Source organism: Lysinibacillus sp. NPDC092081, from assembly GCF_044755845.1.
Classification (GTDB): Bacteria; Bacillota; Bacilli; order Bacillales_A; family Planococcaceae; genus Lysinibacillus.
Window position 1 is genome coordinate 191,846 of record NZ_JBIVRU010000005.1, and the last position, 17,420, is coordinate 209,265.

General features: G+C 32.2%; 12 protein-coding genes and 1 pseudogene. 2 read left to right on the forward strand and 11 right to left on the reverse strand.

The window, feature by feature from the left end:
* Window positions 1-558: 558 nt before the first annotated feature.
* Window positions 559-978, reverse strand: coding sequence for a CotG/ExsB N-terminal domain-containing protein (locus ACIQLB_RS11210; protein ID WP_400725335.1), 420 nt, complete (start codon window positions 976-978; stop codon window positions 559-561).
* 214 nt (window positions 979-1,192) lie between these two features.
* Here ACIQLB_RS11210 and ACIQLB_RS11215 point away from each other — a divergent pair, with 214 nt between their 5' ends.
* The gene (locus tag ACIQLB_RS11215) at window positions 1,193-2,284 is read left to right on the forward strand and encodes a CotH kinase family protein (protein WP_400725249.1); all 1,092 of its coding nucleotides are present in this window, start codon (window positions 1,193-1,195) and stop codon (window positions 2,282-2,284) included.
* A 62-nt stretch (window positions 2,285-2,346) separates the two neighbouring features.
* Window positions 2,347-2,479: pseudogene (locus ACIQLB_RS11220) on the forward strand (IS3 family transposase); the annotation flags it as partial.
* A 63-nt stretch (window positions 2,480-2,542) separates the two neighbouring features.
* Here the strand turns inward: ACIQLB_RS11220 and ACIQLB_RS11225 are convergent.
* From ACIQLB_RS11225 to ACIQLB_RS11270, 10 genes are all read right to left on the reverse strand, one after another.
* Window positions 2,543-3,307 carry an SDR family oxidoreductase gene (locus ACIQLB_RS11225; RefSeq protein WP_400725252.1) on the reverse strand — a complete coding sequence of 255 codons (765 nt, stop codon included), beginning with the start codon at window positions 3,305-3,307 and terminating at the stop codon, window positions 2,543-2,545.
* A gap of 841 nt (window positions 3,308-4,148) precedes the next feature.
* Window positions 4,149-5,453: a hypothetical protein gene (locus ACIQLB_RS11230; protein WP_400725255.1), complete on the reverse strand. Its 1,305-nt coding sequence runs from the start codon at window positions 5,451-5,453 to the stop codon at window positions 4,149-4,151.
* 110 nt (window positions 5,454-5,563) lie between these two features.
* Window positions 5,564-6,628, reverse strand: a complete 1,065-nt coding sequence (locus ACIQLB_RS11235) for a hypothetical protein (protein ID WP_400725257.1) — start codon at window positions 6,626-6,628, stop codon at window positions 5,564-5,566.
* Window positions 6,618-7,250 carry a hypothetical protein gene (locus tag ACIQLB_RS11240; protein ID WP_400725260.1) on the reverse strand — a complete coding sequence of 211 codons (633 nt, stop codon included), beginning with the start codon at window positions 7,248-7,250 and terminating at the stop codon, window positions 6,618-6,620. Before ACIQLB_RS11240 ends, ACIQLB_RS11235 begins: the two co-directional genes overlap by 11 nt.
* Window positions 7,219-9,219: an AAA family ATPase gene (locus tag ACIQLB_RS11245; protein ID WP_400725263.1), complete on the reverse strand. Its 2,001-nt coding sequence runs from the start codon at window positions 9,217-9,219 to the stop codon at window positions 7,219-7,221. The genes ACIQLB_RS11240 and ACIQLB_RS11245 overlap by 32 nt, the downstream gene beginning before the upstream one ends.
* A gap of 200 nt (window positions 9,220-9,419) precedes the next feature.
* Complete coding sequence (locus ACIQLB_RS11250; protein WP_400725266.1) at window positions 9,420-10,844, reverse strand: Tn7-like element transposition protein TnsE; 1,425 nt, start codon at window positions 10,842-10,844, stop codon at window positions 9,420-9,422.
* 22 nt (window positions 10,845-10,866) lie between these two features.
* A complete protein-coding gene (locus tag ACIQLB_RS11255) occupies window positions 10,867-12,840 on the reverse strand; it encodes a TnsD family Tn7-like transposition protein (RefSeq protein WP_400725268.1) in 1,974 nt (657 codons plus the stop codon).
* Window positions 12,841-12,852: 12 nt separating this feature from the next.
* Window positions 12,853-14,457, reverse strand: coding sequence for an ATP-binding protein (locus ACIQLB_RS11260; RefSeq protein WP_400725271.1), 1,605 nt, complete (start codon window positions 14,455-14,457; stop codon window positions 12,853-12,855).
* Window positions 14,450-16,597 (reverse strand): Mu transposase C-terminal domain-containing protein, encoded by a 2,148-nt coding sequence (locus ACIQLB_RS11265; RefSeq protein WP_400725274.1) that lies wholly within the window; start codon window positions 16,595-16,597, stop codon window positions 14,450-14,452. The genes ACIQLB_RS11260 and ACIQLB_RS11265 overlap by 8 nt, the downstream gene beginning before the upstream one ends.
* Window positions 16,594-17,415, reverse strand: a complete 822-nt coding sequence (locus ACIQLB_RS11270) for a TnsA endonuclease N-terminal domain-containing protein (RefSeq protein WP_400725277.1) — start codon at window positions 17,413-17,415, stop codon at window positions 16,594-16,596. Before ACIQLB_RS11270 ends, ACIQLB_RS11265 begins: the two co-directional genes overlap by 4 nt.
* Between the last annotated feature and the right edge of the window lie 5 nt (window positions 17,416-17,420).

The following is a 17,420-nucleotide window of genomic DNA, read 5'->3' on the forward strand; positions in this document are numbered from 1 at the left end:
AATCAAGTGCCAATCCTTAATTCTGAAAATCTTGTCGTATTCACATTTATCTAACAATAGGAAGTGCAGTTTTTCTATGGTTAAATATACTGCCGAATATAAATTATAAGCTGTTGAGCGTTACTTAAGTGGTAATTGGAGAGTAGTTGTATAGGTGGCGATTTGCGGACAATCCAAAATCGTTCCATGCAAACCATGCAAAGATCTCAAATATGGGTCTTAGTCTAAGCTTCTTCATTAATTAAACATATCCTTTACTATACCCCAAGAAGGGAAGTGAAAAGTGGATAGGCTACAGTGATTTAAACAATTCTGATAGCTGCTTTGTAATACACAACGATAACAATTCATCCTGAAGTATATACATAAAAGAAAAGCTCCGACGGAACCCACCTCAGCTGATCATCACTTTTCTTTCAACCTTGGACTTCGAAAGGAATAACACAGAAAAAGTTAACTAGTGAGAACTAGTTAACTTTTTATACAGACGCATTCAATAGTCCATTGAATAACATTAAGTAACATACTCTTCAGATAGTGAAAAATCGCCTGAGGTTTTTAAAAAAATAAGTCATTCCAAAAGGAGTTACCGCTTGTGCGTCGCCGGTTTCGTGAAGTTCGACGTACCCTGCTCGTGCGTCGCTGGTTTCGTGAAGTTCGACGTACCCTGCTCGTGCGTCGCTGGTTTCGCGAAGTTCGACGTACCCTGCTCGTGCGTCGCTGGTTTCGCGAAGTTCGACGTACCCTGCTCGTGCGTCGCTGGTTTCGCGAAGTTCGACGTACCCTGCTCGTGCGTCGCTGGTTTCGTGAAGTTCGACGTACCCTGCTCGTGCGTCGCTGGTTTCGCGAAGTTCGACGTACCCTGCTCGTGCATCGTTCGTTACTAATAGGATCCTGGTGCATGTAGTGACCTAACCCTGAGTTGTTAGCAATTTCTACTGCTTTCTGTATAAATAACATATTCAAACCTCCTTTCATCTTTATTAGAGAAAGAAGGTAGATTCCTTTTTCAAAGGAATCAAACCCATGTCTCTGCACATTTCTTTCCCTAATCGTAATATATGAGGTTGCACTAAAGTTGTTAGAGTCAATCGCATAGTTTTCGAAAGGTAAATATAAACTCTATATCTTTTTGTGGAATCTTACATTTTGTTTTATACGAATAATTTAAAAATGAAAGGAAAGAAATCGTGTGGAAAATGGCATAGTAATACCTGAATATCAGCTTTTTATTCATCCTTTAGATTTAGGTGAACTTCGGAAAGATATTTGGTGTGACGATCCTATCTCTGCCAAGCTAACGATTAACAAAAGAAAGTATGATATTGATATCGCCTATCGTGGCTCCCATATCCGGGATTTTCGAAAGAAGTCGTATCACATTTCGTTTAATAAGCCAAGTACGTATAGAAATACCAAAGAAATTCATATCAACGCAGAATATAAAGATCCTTCTCTATTAAGAAATAAACTATCGCTCGATTTTTTCAATGAAATAGGGTGCTTATCGCCAAAGTCCCAATTTGTAAATATGAAATTGAATGGGAAAAATGAGGGGCTTTATTTGGAATTAGAATCAGTGGATGAGTATTTCCTTAAGAATCGACAACTACCGCAAGGACCAATATTCTATGCGGTTGATGGCGATGCAAACTTTTCGTTGATGAGTGATCTTGATAAAGAAGTAAAGAAATCACTTAAAGCTGGCTATGAACTAAAATATGGGACAGAACAAGATGAATTTCATTTACAAAAAATGATTATTGAAATTAATACCATTTCAAAGGCTGATTTTGAAAAGGAAATTGTGAAATACCTCAATGTTAATCAGTATCTTAGCTGGTTGGCTGGCGCTGTTTTCACCCAAAATTTTGATGGTTTTGTTCATAATTACGCATTATACCAAAATAGCGAAACTAGGCAATTCGAAGTCATCCCGTGGGATTACGATGCAACATGGGGAAGGGATGTAAACGGGAAAGTGATGGAGGAAGACTATTTACGAATCGAAGGATTTAATACGCTTACCGCAAGAATTCTCGACGTAGAAACATTTCGACGTCAATACAAAAACTTGCTAAACGTTATTTTAAACAACCAATTTAATGTAGACTTTTTAAAACCGAAAATACAAGGTATGCATAATTTAATAAGACCTTATATTCAAAAAGATCCTTATAAAAAAGACGATATCCATTTATTTGATAAGGAACCAGAGTATATATTGGATTATATTGAAGCACGGGCGAAATATATAAAAGGGAAAATAGATTCATTAGATTAAGTTGTTGCATCATCTTGCAAAACCTTCTTTCTATGTGGTAAGAGGTTTGTTGTCATCAAAAGTTTGAAAGTATGGAGCATTTCATTTCAGAATTGGAGAAGTACATTTACTATTTACAATAACAAACGAATTAAAGGAAAATTAAAAGGAATGAGCCCTGTCCAATACGGAGTTCATTCCTCAGTAACTGCTTAAAATATGTGTCTAACTTTTTGGGGTCACTTCGTTTGAAGTTCCTTATAAATTCGCTTACAGGTTCTATAGATGAGATCCGCCACTTGCATCGAGCAATTGACCAGTTACCCAACGGCTGTCTGAGGAAGCGAGAAAGGCGGCAATATCTGCCACATCCTCGGGTTCTCCCCATCTGTTGAAGATTGAAAGACCAGCCGCATATTTTTGTCCATCAAGGTTTTCCAAAGTTTCAGCATTCATCTCTGTATTAATAATTCCAGGCTGGATGGCGTTTACCGTAATATTACGGCTCCCTAGTTGTTTGGCTAGAAGACGCGTAAATGTGTCGATAGCACCTTTGGACATACTGTACGTGAAGACACTTGGAGAAGCTGCACGTGTCACAAAAGATGAAATATTAATAATACGTCCTCCATCTTTTAAACGTGGCAAAGCTTGCTGAGTAACAAAAAGTGGTGCTTTGACATTAATCTTCATTACCTCGTCAAATGATTCTTCCGTCGTCTCTTCTAAACTGATAATTTGACCAATTCCAGCATTGTTGACAAGAATATCGAATCCGCCACCGCCCATATATTCCCGAATAGTATCATCCAAAGTAGTAAATAAATCTTGAATACCATCTAGAGTACTAAGGTCAGCACCAATCGCGCAAGCATTTCCTCCGCTTTGCTCGATCTGGTGAACAACTGCTTCTGCCTCATTACGTCTTTTCCCGTAATGAACGACGACAAAGGCTCCCTCTTGTGCCAGACGCAATGCAATACTGCGGCCAATTCCTCGACTTGATCCTGTAACTAAAGCTATTTTGCCTGCTAACTTACTCATGCTTCCATCTCCTTGTTCAAACATAGTTATATTACATAGATAGTTATATCATGGAACATTATTTGAAATGTTGCTCTCCTATTCGGTTTCAAGGGGGATTCATCTCTTGGTTGCCAGCATTGCTTATATAAATCTTGAATACGTTTTTGACGGTGTGCATCATATTGTTTAAATGCTTGTTCAACATAGTTATTTCTTTTAACATATTTTGCCAAAGCAATCTAAAGGGGTGTTTCGTCGCAACTTTATTTCAATTCTACAACCAAGGGAATGGAAGAAGAGATTGACGAAGTATTAGGTAATTGTAAGGATAAAGTTTTAAAAAAACGAATGAAGGCACTAGAGGTGGATTCAGGATTGTTCTTTATCTAGTAACTGAAAAAAATGAAATATTGCTAACTATGTACCCAAAATCAGAGTGAAAAAATATGACTCTTAAAGAAATTAGAGATTTAGTCAAACATAATAAAGACTTAATTTTTGAATCAAAAGAATAAAAAGGCCTCATGATCAGGTAGTGACCCCTTAAAGGTGATTTTTATTACAAACTATCAGTCTTTTTTACAAAACTACATTCTAAAGTGACGATAACATAGATATTCAATAAAAAAATCTCTCCTCTTAGAAATCTATAGAGGAGAGATAATTTTAATCAATCTTTTTTTCAATACAACAAAAAGATGTAGAGTTACAATAAAGTTGTTTAATCTTTAGTACATGAACATGCATAACACCGTCTATAAATTTAGACGGTGTTAAAATAAAGTTATTTAATTCTATACTTACACATTTAACTATTGACTATAACAGTTACAATAAAGTTATTTAATTTTAAAAACTACTATTTTTTTCTCATTACGATAACCACTTCTAATAAATATGGTATTAGTTCTTTTTGTTGACTACTTGGTTTAATTTTCCTTGCCTTTCTAATCTCTTCAATTTCAAACTCATGATTTTCAGCAATTGTTGATATAATTTTATCTACTTCAATCTCTACCCCATAATAAGCAGAGTTTGCAACATTCAAATACACTTTTCCACCGGACTTCATTTTTCCCTTTAATTTACCAAAAAGCATATCCATATCTACAAAATAGCCTTTAATCATTTCCAATAAATTTTTATTCCAAAACTTTTCCTTATAAGGTTCTAGTTTTTCAATCGCATCTGATAATTCCTTAATATTTAAAAGTGGCATTTCTCCCCATGCAACCTGAACATGTGATTTAAACGTTTTTCTTCTTAGACCTCTTAGTTGGTCATAATCCTTAATTAAATCTAACATCCATAATTCAATCATATAAGTATCTGTATAATCCCTTGAGTTTAAGTAAGGTGGAGAAGTTATTACTAAATCAATAGATCCATTTTCTAATAGAGAGATTTTTTCCTTACAATCGCCCAAGTAACAATTATTATGATTACTAAAAAGCTGACCTTTTGCCCTTTTATATCTATTAATTTTTTCAATATCGGGTAGAATAGCTTTATTTACCTTTTCGACAAATAATTCATGTACATCTTCCCTGTGAATTTCATTGACTTCTTTCCATCCTTTTTTATAAGATAGACACTTTCCATTTCTATATACATTGCTCATTTCCAAAAGTAATGAAGCTAATGATATTTTAAATAATTGCTTATACTTACTATCATTAATTTCTTCTATAGCACTCTTAATGTCTAATAGCCCTCTCATTGTCTCTAAATTAAACATCCATTTATCCAAATTCTTTCTTTGCATCATACTTTTATATATTGGTGGAGAATGTATGGTTTCAATTTCCGGGATTACATCTAGAAATGTTTTCTCAATAGAACTCAAATGTCTTTTTAAACTTTGGACTGTATAATCTGTACGCAACTTACTTCTTGCTAAGGTATACATGAAAGGATTAACTTCAAAAGAAGTACACTTAATATTATATTTTTGAAGCTCTAAGGCAGTTGTACCACTTCCGGAAAAAGGTTCAAGACAATGTTGCGGCACATAATCAAGTTCAGACAATATACTGTTAATAAATTCTTTTGAGTATCCTTCTACAAATGGATACCAACCATGTATGTACTTTTTCTTATTTTTATTGAATTGCATTATACTATCATATTTATTAAAACAGTCTATATACTTATATTCTGCCATTCTAACAACACCTTCTTTCAGGATAAAACAACCCCGTAAATGCTTTAAATACAAGGCTGTTTCAGTATATAAATATATTATACTTTAAATTCACTAATTCCGGAAGGCAATTAGGCAGGATGAGTGTTGTTTAATTCTAATGGTGGAATAATATCAAATAAATCCATGTATTTTTTTATTTCTGGATCTAAGTATGTAAAATTCTTATAATCGAGTTCTTGTTTAACCTCTCTAGCATCAAATATTACCAAATATCCAGTTTTAACATTCATTCTCATTACTTCAACTAATTCTTCTATATACTCTATTGTTTGTTTGACTCCATCTCTAGCCCTTGAATCCGTATAAGTAGAACTAATTCCATTTTTATACTTATTGACGGATTTACCCAACCATTTAATTTCAAAAAAATAAAATTCTCCATTAACTTCTGTATAAATATCAATTTCTCTTTTAGATGCTTCTAATTCAATCTCAATTTTAAATGTCTGATGTATCCTATCAGCTAGAAAATCTCTTAAGTGGTCTCGCATAAACTTTTCTGGTTTATTAAGCAAAGTATTGTTATCAAATCCATAACTTTCAATTGTTCCTTTGTCTAAGAAAAATCTGCTATACTCAAATTGCTTTCTTAAGCAATTATTCTGATAGGATTTAAATACCTCTTTAATTTGAGAAATATCTTTCTTTTCATAGAATCTTTCTAAGTCTTCATTATTATAAAAAAAGTTTAAATCCGTAACACTTTCGCCTTTAACAAATACGTCTACCCCTTCTTTCCCAAAGAAAAATACACAATAACCAGCATCAGATTTATCTTTAAGGTGTCTTTTAGCAATTTGAGTACTTTCGAAATTTAGCCTCTCTGCATTCAAAACACTGAACGTTTCGCTTACTTCAATGAAGTTGTGATCATGAATTGCTTTATTTATAATTCCATTTAAATTTGTCTCTATACTTTGGAAATCTAAAGTGTCAAATAATGATTCTTTTAAATAGATAGTGAATAGATTTTTTTTATTCGTTCTTTTCATCCAGTATTTTTCCAAATGATTGGACTTTAATATTTTAAACTTTGCATGGTTTAATACTCGTGATTTAGCTTGTTTTATTAATGGACCAGCATTTTCAATAATTTGATTTATTATATTTGGATCGTTAAAATTAAAGTTCATGTTCTAAATCACCTCTAAGAATTTTACTGAAAATATAGTCAAAATAAAGTTCCAGGTATTTTTTATCATCTAATTCTGCTGCGTTCTTTCCTAGAGCATCTTCAAATATTCCTTTTAACTTAATGAGGCTTCGATATGTTTTATTACCTTTTTCAACATTAATATCTTTTAATGAATTACTTTGAACTTTTTCCTGATATTCAGGATCCCTTACAACAAAATCATATATTTTTTCTTCACCATAAATTGCCAATATATATATAACAACAGTGAACCAATTATACTTTTCTTTATAATTTGGCATTTTTTCAATTCCTTCAAATATTTCTTTACCTAAAAAAAGTTGGTTATTATTTTTTATTAAATAATCGTTTATTAATAAATTATTTATTGAAAATTTAATATCTTCTGTAAAAGGCCCTCTTAAAGATGTTATAAAATCATAATCCTCCATAAAAGGGTTTTTATTGTTAGGATATTTAAAAGAATATAATACTGAGGATATATAAATAATCCTGGAAATTGAAATTTCCTTCAGACTAACCCAACCAACTTCATGAGAAATTTTCATTATTGATATAATGTCACTATTAATTCTGAGAATTCTTTCTCTTTTTTTCATTGATTTGCTCCTCAATTTTTATTGAAAGACTTAACAATTTATCATTTTTTGACTGAATTGTTGAAGGATTTCCTAGTTTTAATAAATTTATTGAATCAATTACTGTAGATTGATTAATAACACTTTCCAAAAATTCACTATTATTTAAATTTGAAGTTATAATAAGCGCGTTTGGATGCTCTAAATATTTTAGAAAAATTGAGGCGGCATTTTCTTCGTATGAAATATCTAAACTACTATCAGGCGTTTCGCATATAAAATATGAAGGCTTAGTATAAAAATAACTCAATAAACTCATTCTGAAAGAGTGATCAATAAAGAATCTTTGTGATTCTGAAAGTTCTTCTTCATCGATTCTTACTTTATCATCAATTACAGGAAGATACATTTTTACTCCCTCTTTTATTAAATCGTCAAACGTTAGTCTACTTCTTAAATTAAGGAAGCTATCAGCGAACATTGAAAAAATTGAAGATAGTTCTTGAGTGATGGATATAAGATTACCTTCAATTTCACTTCTTATAATATTTGCTTTTTCTAAATTTCCCTTGCTCAATTTTAAATATTTTTCTTTTTCTTGTTCTAATTCTTCTATCTCGTTATTCATTGCATTATAGGTAGTAAAATCATCTTCCTGGTTGTTCTTACTAACTATTGAATGTTCTAATTCTCGAACTTTTATCTTGTTATTAAAGATTGTTTGTTTAGTATTTCTATATTCATTATCCAATTCTTCAAGGTTATTTTCTTCATTATAAATTTGAATTTCCAAATCTTGTATTTCTTTCAATACTTTATTATTGTTTTCTTTTAAAAGTTGCAGTTCCTCTGGCTCATAAATCTTTGTTTTTATGTCTAGTTCGCATAAAAAACACTTTGAGTCTTCCAAAAGTATTCTCTTTACTTTTTTCTCTTCCATTTCCTGATTACACATTGGACAACTATGCATTATTTTTATATTTTCTATAAATAAATCATATTTCGGATTAAGCTTTTCCCATATTTCTTTATATATATCAGTCTCTTTTTCCTGAATTTTATTATCAGTTTCTTGCAATAGCTTATTTAATTTCGTTTTCTTGGCTCTCAATAACTTCAATTTATTTTCTAAACCATTTCTTTCAATTTGTGTATTATTCAATCTTTTAACTAGTAATTCATTTTTATTTTTTATTTCATTCAATGCTTTAAGTGAATCAATCTCTTTATTTCCTGTACCAGAATTATTAATTTTATTTAATACCTTTTTAATAGCTCTAATATCTTCAGATTTATGTCTCGATAAACTATTATAGTATTTTTCTTGTCTCAAAAATTCTTGATATTGATTATCTAGACTAGGATTATTAAAATACTTACTTGATAATATCGCCTGAATATTTGAATCCCATAAAATGGTTTTTCTATCCTCACCAAAGAATAGTATGTTATTTACAAAAAAAATTAGGTCATTAAAACTGTATAAATTTGTACGTTCTGTTACTAAGCTTTCAAATTTAAATTGCAAGTAGTCTTCTTTTACTTTTTCATCAAGCTTTTCATATTTGTCTTGTCTTAATATTTTCCCCTCTAATCTATATTCTTCATTATTCTCAAGTACCACAACATCTTTAATTATTATTTCGTCTAATCCTCTAGTTACTATAAATGTTGTATTATTTATTAAAAAAGTCAATATTACTTCAGACTTCTCTAAAGGATCCTTCATTCTGTTTTTAAAATAGGACATGGATCGAGAAGTTCTAGTGAGCCTCTTCTCACCCATATAACTCTTAACATCTAACTCTTTTTTATACAGACCTATTATCCCATATTTGACAATATTTAAAAGAGTTGTTTTTCCTACTCCATTTCCTCCAATAATTAAGTTAACGCCGTTAACAAATTCATATTCAATGTCTTTACTATACAAAGAAAAGTTTCTTATATGAATTTTTTTTAAACTTGGTAAGTAAATATTGTTCATCATTTATAGTCCCCATTCGCATATTCCTTAAATAAAATTTGCATTAATCACACTTTATAATAATTCACTCAATAATAGAATTTCATTTATTAAACTTATATACACTATTTTACCACATTGATGTTCCCAATAGTCCCTATATACTTTTAAAAAAACCCAACTAAATAAGCTATATATATTATAAATTTATACTATATATTTTTTCATAAGATATACTTTATTATCCTAGCCATCCAATGCCTCGCTATTTCATTCGAATGCCTTATCCTAAAGTGTGGCATTTTCATTAAATATTCTCCACTCCAACTACCACCCCATAATATAAGTCTTGTTAATAGATCATTAATAGTTTTTTCATCACTTTTCATATTCCCTGACGATGAAACTATCATTGTAGATATTGATTTATTGTCAGGTACTGCAATTTCAAGGATAAAAAGTATTCTATTCTTACTTTTGACTTTCGCAATTGCACATATTCTTCTTCTTCCATCAGATAGATAAGAGAATTTCCTACCTAACGGAAGATATGCAAAGTTAACTGATACAGCCAGAATTTCTCTTTCTTCTGATAAGTAATTTAGCATCTTTAAAAATTTCTCTAGACCATAATTCATGAATGTATCAGCAACCTCAATATTTTTAAACTCAATTGGCTTAATATTCCCTCCAAATAGAGCTTCATCCAATGCAACGGTCCTCCTCTGTGTTCCCCCTCCTTGACCAATGTTAGATATGTAATCATCACCATGATTCACTTTTTGCTCATGATTTGATATTCTATTAACTATAGGTAAATGACGGAAAGCTAATTGAGTAGAATCTGTTTCAATGACTAGTTGATTTGTATCTTCTCTCGACCGCTCTCCGTTATTTTCATTTAATTCATATTCCCCGTCTTTATCCTTATTGGAAATCCTCATTTTTCTTTTATCTGATGAGTAAATTCGCTTCTTGATTGACTTGTGACGCAATTCAAGTTCCCTGAACGGCGGATTAGCAATATCAGATCCTATCCATTCTAATATAAGCACTTCATTGTTTTGTTTTATGCCTCGTGCAGTTAGCCTAAAATCCAACATTTTTGGTATTACAACTTCCGGTTGTATACCTTTTAACTTTGATGAAACTGTCATCTCCCCATATAAATTACTTTGAACAGAAGAGTAGGACTTTTTCATTTCTGGATGCAGAAAAATCCAACCAAAGTATCGAGCAAAATCATCTGTCACTATTGAATTTGGTACTTCATCTGCGAAATCAATTGTTGCAAGTAGATCCTCATTCATCGATATTCTATTTACTAAAAAATCTAATCCATTCGGTCGAAATAAAGCATTAGACATTGTTTTATTGACAGCAAATAGAGCACGAATTATTTCTGTTTGAGGTATATGATAAATAATTTCATCTGATTTAAATGACCACATATTTTGCATCATTAACTCTGGTTTCTTGTGAAGAAAATAATTAAAATTTCGACACACATCTATTGCTTTTGAAGACTTTCCATTTTTAAAATTGCTCACTCTTACCTCAAATAGTGTGCCAACTTTTTGTGTTAATAGAGGCATACCATCTTGATAGGGCACACCTATCTTTAAAATCGGTAGCACACCAATTGGCAAATCAATGATTTCACAATTACCTTTACATATAAAGCCAGTCTGTATGAACCATTGATTGTTCTTCCATAGTACATTGCCAAGCCACTGGAGTGTCGCTATTTCTTTCAAAAATGGCCATGGTCTGATTTTCAGTATTTTGAACACCTTCTTTATATTTTGAAATTTCTCCCTCCATGTATATATCGACCTGCGGATTCACATTTTCTCTTATTCCCGCCACCCTTTTAACTCTCCACATCACTACTTCTTGACCACTATCATTTATTTTTTTGCAAGCCCAAATAATTCTCCGAATTTGAAATTCTTCGCGAGATTCAATGCAACTTTCTAAATATTGTTTGGTTCTTGGCATTTTATCTAAATGTTTTTCAAGAAGTACTAAACATCCACTTTCTTTTCCGATTCTACTCTTATTTATAAATGTAGGCTTTTCAATCGATTTCAGTTCAATAAATGCTTCCTTTACATCATGAAGCACTTGGATGTCCCTTTCTGACCAATCTACTCTTTTCGAAATGTTAGTTTTTAACGTTTGCTTTGGGGAATTATTTTGTAACCATGCTAAATTATTTCTGTAATGCCACACATACAACGCTGGAGCTATTTTACGTAAATTCGTAACTGAATGTTCTGGATACTTCTTCAATAGCAATAGCCAATCTAGTTGTTTTAATCGAACTATTTCAACTATATCTGGGTTTGATTGATTTTCTTCAAATAAACTTTTTGTAGAGTACTTTTTAACCGTACCAATATCACATTTCAGTTCTTTTGCTGCAGCATACCAACTTTTTTTCTCATGATGCACCAATTGCTCCAATTTATCTTCCCATACATGACCAAACTTTTTAATTCGCCCAATTTTTAATGTATCTTCTTGAAATTTATCAGGTCCCCTTCTTGAATATATAAAACCACAAGAACAACTGAAGGTTCCAACAGGACGTTTAGTATCTTTACACAAGCTTATTTGCAGATCAAATACAACTTTTTCTTTATAATGTAATGCAGCTGGATTTAAACAATAGTAAGGTACTCTACCAAATGGTTGATATTCTATCTCCGAGAATTTATTTAAGTTTTCCACCGAATTAGCAAGGAAATGGATAAACAAAATATGACGTAATGGATGAAAAGCTTTCCTATGCTTACGTGTAATACTTTTCAACCAACAAGATGGATTTTCATAACTAACTGAAGATTGTACGATATTTAAAAGCTCTTCACCATAAAACAACTTGAATTGCTCCGCTAATTTCTGTTGATTTATTGTACCATTAGCATTTGCTATTCCATTTTGTCTAAGTAAATGTTTATATGTTCTTTGTATATTTTCAAACTCTAGTGAAGAGTCTTTCAAAATGAGAGAAATACTTTGTTCAGCAATCACTTTTAAAAATGTTTTTACTTTCTCTGTATGAATACTAGTTTTATTAGATAACAAACAATTTTCCTTAGAAGCTGCAAAATACTCATGCTTTTTTCCATTTCTGAATTCCACGGTAGAATTATTCAAATAACTACCATGCTTCAAGCATGTATAAACCTCTGGTATATGATGTGAAACGTGCCAGTATGGTTCACCCTTACTTTGCGTATCTTCTAGTAGACATAAAGAACAAAATCGAAAATAATCGCACTCTTTCACAGAACTAGCCGCCACACCTGTCTTTAAATAAACAGTACTTGATCGATTTCCAAATTTCATATAGTTTAAAATCGAGTCACCTATGTGTTTTGGTTGAAATGTAGTATAGTAACGAAAAAGAGTGTGCTCTTTTATTAGCTGATCTATTTCTGGAATATCGAAGTGCTTTATGCGTCCATAAACTTCATTTAAATGAGTAGGTAGATCAGGAATTGCTATAGTGTTTGTTGTTCCAAATAAGTCTCTCATTGTCTGTTTAGGACTGTTATTTGCAGAATGAACATGATAGCGAGCAAACCAGCTGTATAACAGTTCATCCTCATAAAGTTTGGGAAAGTATGCAAGCAACTGATTTCCTCCTTATATTGCAAAGTCATCCTGTGGCATTTTAATATATCCAGCTTCTTTTAATGCATCATATGCTGACTTTTGTTCTTTCTTCCCTTTGTCTATTACTAATTTTAATTTATTGTCTTTTTCATTAGTTCTGTTTATCTTCTTTTTATTCTTCGCTTCAGCTAGCAATTGCATTGCTCTACCAACAATTTCAACTTCTGAACTTTGAGGTAGTTCATTAATTGCTTTAGCTGTGAACTTCTCAGCAAGTAAGGGATCTACATCAAAGTTAATAAGTGTTAACATAATCTTCTCTACTAAAGATATTCTTACTTCTTTTTTCTGTTCAGCTATAAGTGACTTTTTCTTTTGAATAGAAGCTCGCAAATCAATTTTAGACTGATGATGTTGTAAATATTCAGCAATATCCATAGGCATTATATCTTCATATTTCTCAAGCTCTGATAGTCTTCCGTCTTTTAAAGCATTTAACATTGGTTGTACTAATTTCAAATCATCTCTTGCTACTTTTTTAATTAAAGCCGGGGTGATCGTTTCTTGCCCCGTTTCAATTGCTCTTCCTTGTGATAATGCAAAAAGTTTTACAGCTATATCTACAATACCTTGACTCTCATCATAAATAGTTTGGTTCAATCCTTCTGTTAAATCCACTTTATTATTAAGCCATTGGTAATCCCAAATACTTTCTATCAGTAAATCCCAATCATCGTCCTTTTTCATTTGTTGCCAGACCATATCCCCCTGGCCACTACCTCTTCTTGCTTGCCTAAAGTCTTTTTGAAGAACACTTTTGGCTCTCATTGTCCCAATCATCATTACAGGTACACCAATTTCATTTACCAGCGTTACAAAAAAGTTCATCATCTTCTCCGAGTTATTATCACGCGAAGCCAATAAATGCTGAATTTCGTCTATAATTAAAGCCCCCACGCAATGTAACCTAGCCACTTGTCCCATTCTTGTCACCATAGCACTAATTGAATTTCTCTTACTACCGTACTTCTCTAAATAATTGGTTCCTAAGAGTTGGTCCATTTTTAAAAAGAAATCCATGCATAATGACTTCAATGACCCATCATGGGGACAATTTAACTTCAACCAAACTACTTGAGTTATATTTAGTGGGTGCTTGTGTATAATTAATTGCGGATAAAGTGACAATACACGTTCGATTGCTGTCGTTTTACCGATTCCGGAAAAACCCATTAAAGTCATACTAGATGCAGTCGACCTAATATCATTTTTTATTTTCGCTCCATTCAATTGGTTATGTCCAGTTGAAAGGCTAGCAGTAAAATTTGGAGATAAAGGATTTCTGCTTATATATCCATGCCTGATTAATCGTGAAAAACGTTGCTCTAAATCTAAATGCTGCATAACTGGTTGAAAAAAACGATTCAATCTCAATATTGCATGATAGCGAATATGAGTTGGTAACGTTCTCTCTTGACGATCAAATTCAGGGAAATAACTGAGCCCATTAAATGCTTCTTCTGGAGATAATATATTCGGCAGAGCTTCTATCAAAGGATTTCCTTTAAAATCAATTATTTGCTGTACCTTATAATTAGCTACCTCCGCATTTTTCAAATGGAGTTCACTACTCATCCTCTATCTCCTTTCTCTTTTTCATAAAATCTCTTACACTTGGTCTTGAATAATCTGGCTCAATTTCTGGCTTTGATTTGAAAGGAACTATTTGAGTTTCATGATTAATACTATTTTCATGATTAAAAATGAAGGATTCTTCAGTTCTCTGAGCTTGCTTTTCAGTTCTTCTATATTCTTTAATAGAACCTACTCTTTCCGCTTTGCTTAGATTTCTATCTTTCACTTCTTCTTTCTTCTTTTTCGCACTTTTAACTATTGCCTCAACTTCTGATAAATAATCTACTTCCTTTTGCAGCTGTGAATGACTAACACTTTTAAATGTTTGCTTTTCATTTTGTAGTAGAATAGTTATTTCATCTAAACTTGTACTTTCGAACCTTTTAGATGGCTCAAGCAAATGGCATTTTTCGTAGTTATTATTTCTATCATCAATCAAATAAGCGATAGACATATTTCGAGTATCATACGAAATATCAACTTTCCAAGCACCTTTTTGTCTCGCCTTTTCAAACCACGATTCTTTAATTGCTCGTTCACAGCTATAGAGAATTCCTTTAAGACGAATTCCCTTATGAGTAACAGTTGCTTTATCTCTTGGCATGAGGTTAATTTTTACTAGTTCTTCTGGGAAGTATTTTAGTTTACCTGTTCTATTAAGAATCCCCCAATTCCACAAATCTAATGGTATCGGCATTACTTCGTCATTCACTAAATCCTCATCCCGAATATAGTCCTTCAAATAATGTTTTTGATTATAATGAAGAATTTGTCTTAGTATGATTTTTGTAAATTCATCCAAAGTTAATACTGCATCTAATCGATAATCTTTGGCCCCACGCTCTCGAAAATCTATATCTATATATCCAGGGAGTAGAGGCTTTACTCTTTTCTGAATTAAATCGAAATGCTTCTCAACTATGCCTTTCCAATCTGCACGATATGGTGCTGCATTTTCTACATGTAGATTAAAAGAGGCCACTAATCGATCTACATTAAATCCTTCAAACTCCCCTCTATCTGCAAGTAATACCTCTGGTAAGTGCTCGGACGGCCACTGTTCTTTTGTAATTTCTATATCATACTCTGCACAAAACTTTACTTTATCTGTTACAGTATTAGATAGAGCCATCATTGCACCTAACCAAGAGGGGCCTTCTAAACCAATATAAATACCTACAATCATCCTGCTGAATACATCAATTACTAAATAGATAATTGGTCGACCAATTATCCAATTTCGATTATATTTAGACACTAAATACACATCACCGACTGTGGCATCAATTTGATAACGTGATCCAGGTCCAGCCACCTCTGATAGTGAATTGTTTAATACTGCACGATGATCTTTATTAAATTTCTTTCTTCCTTTACGAGCAATTATTGACTCAGTAATTGTATATTCTTTTTCATACCAATATCGAAATTGGCGTATATTTGGGATGTTCTCTTGTACTTCGATAATTACCTTTTCAATACCATTTTCGAAATAAATATCTTTTGCATAAAATTCTTTCACCATCATATTGTACGCATCGGTCAATCGGTTTTTCTTTGACGTCAAGTAGTATTTTTCAATAGCAACCCTAAATATCTGTTTTGTCTTTTCATCAACATTTACTTTTGTAGTTAAATATTTCGAAGGTCTACCTCTCTTTATTTCTCCTGCTTCTCTTTCTTTGCCTCTCGCTCCAGAGTTCTGATAGTCGGGTAAAAGGCCATTAATTGTTTTACCCCTCTGCCAATACTTCCTTAAATATTTACGCACAGCAGGATATGATACTCCGTATATTTCCATCGCTTTTTTTGTGTAATCAGTTCTTGTACTTTTTTCAAATATACTTGGTTCGTCTACTACCATTTCTTTAATTACTTCCCAAGCACGATTACGAGCATCCAAATGCTTTTGTGAGTATTTTTCATCACTATTAACTGTATAAATATCTTCTTTAATTTTGATTATATTTCCTGTTAGTACATCGTCTTTCATTTGTGAAATAAGCCGTTTTATCGGAAGTGCTTTTTCATCATTTAAGTCAATGATATAAGCAATTTTATTTCCCTCATCAATCCATAAAATGCGGTAACTCTTATTATCTTGAACTTCATTTAAAATCTCATTAATATAAAAGTTCAAGTTGCCCACCTCTTTTCATTTTGACCTACCTCTAATATTTCTATAGTAGATAGATCTCCCGTTAAATGAAATTTTTTGTATAAATCAATTTTAATGAGTTTATTAGCTATAGCATGGCGAAAAAGTGTTAATGCAGTCCCCCCATCAAGACTATATTCTTCATCGAAACGGTTAAGGTTATTAATAATTGAACCATTTTTCTCCTGAAGTTCTTTCAGCAATAAATCTAAAAAAGGCAGTTCTTCAAAATCAAAAAGTTCAAACGAAGATCTCATCCATTTTAAGTTATCAATAAATTCTTTTCGCAGTTCTTTTTCAGTTACTATTCCCCAATCAACGCCTTGTTCTTCCCAGTAAGTTCTTTCTATTTCAAATTTTCCGATAACCGAGGATTTATTTAGCTCATTCTCCATTTTAATTGTCCTAGCAATATTTATTATTTCTTTTCCCCTACGACATGTAATTAGGAAATCTGTTGTCATTACAATCGGTGTTTGAGTTGCACTATATAAAGGATGTCTCATGTTTAATTTATCAGCTATTTTAGTAGTGATTTCCCTATTTAACGGATACTGTTCTCTTATATCAATAACATCTTCAGACCAATCAAGTAGACAAAAGTATGCATATTCCTTATCAGATAATAGGTGGTGGTCACGTTTCGTTTTCCATCCTTTATCACGATGTGCTCTTCCATCTGAAGGAACATCATGAATCGTTAACCATGATTTATAGTTTCCTAGTTCTCCGCTACCACGACCTTCTTTATAGTAGCGAGCAATTTTTTCTTCCGTCCAACCTGTTTGACGCTTGGCCACAACAT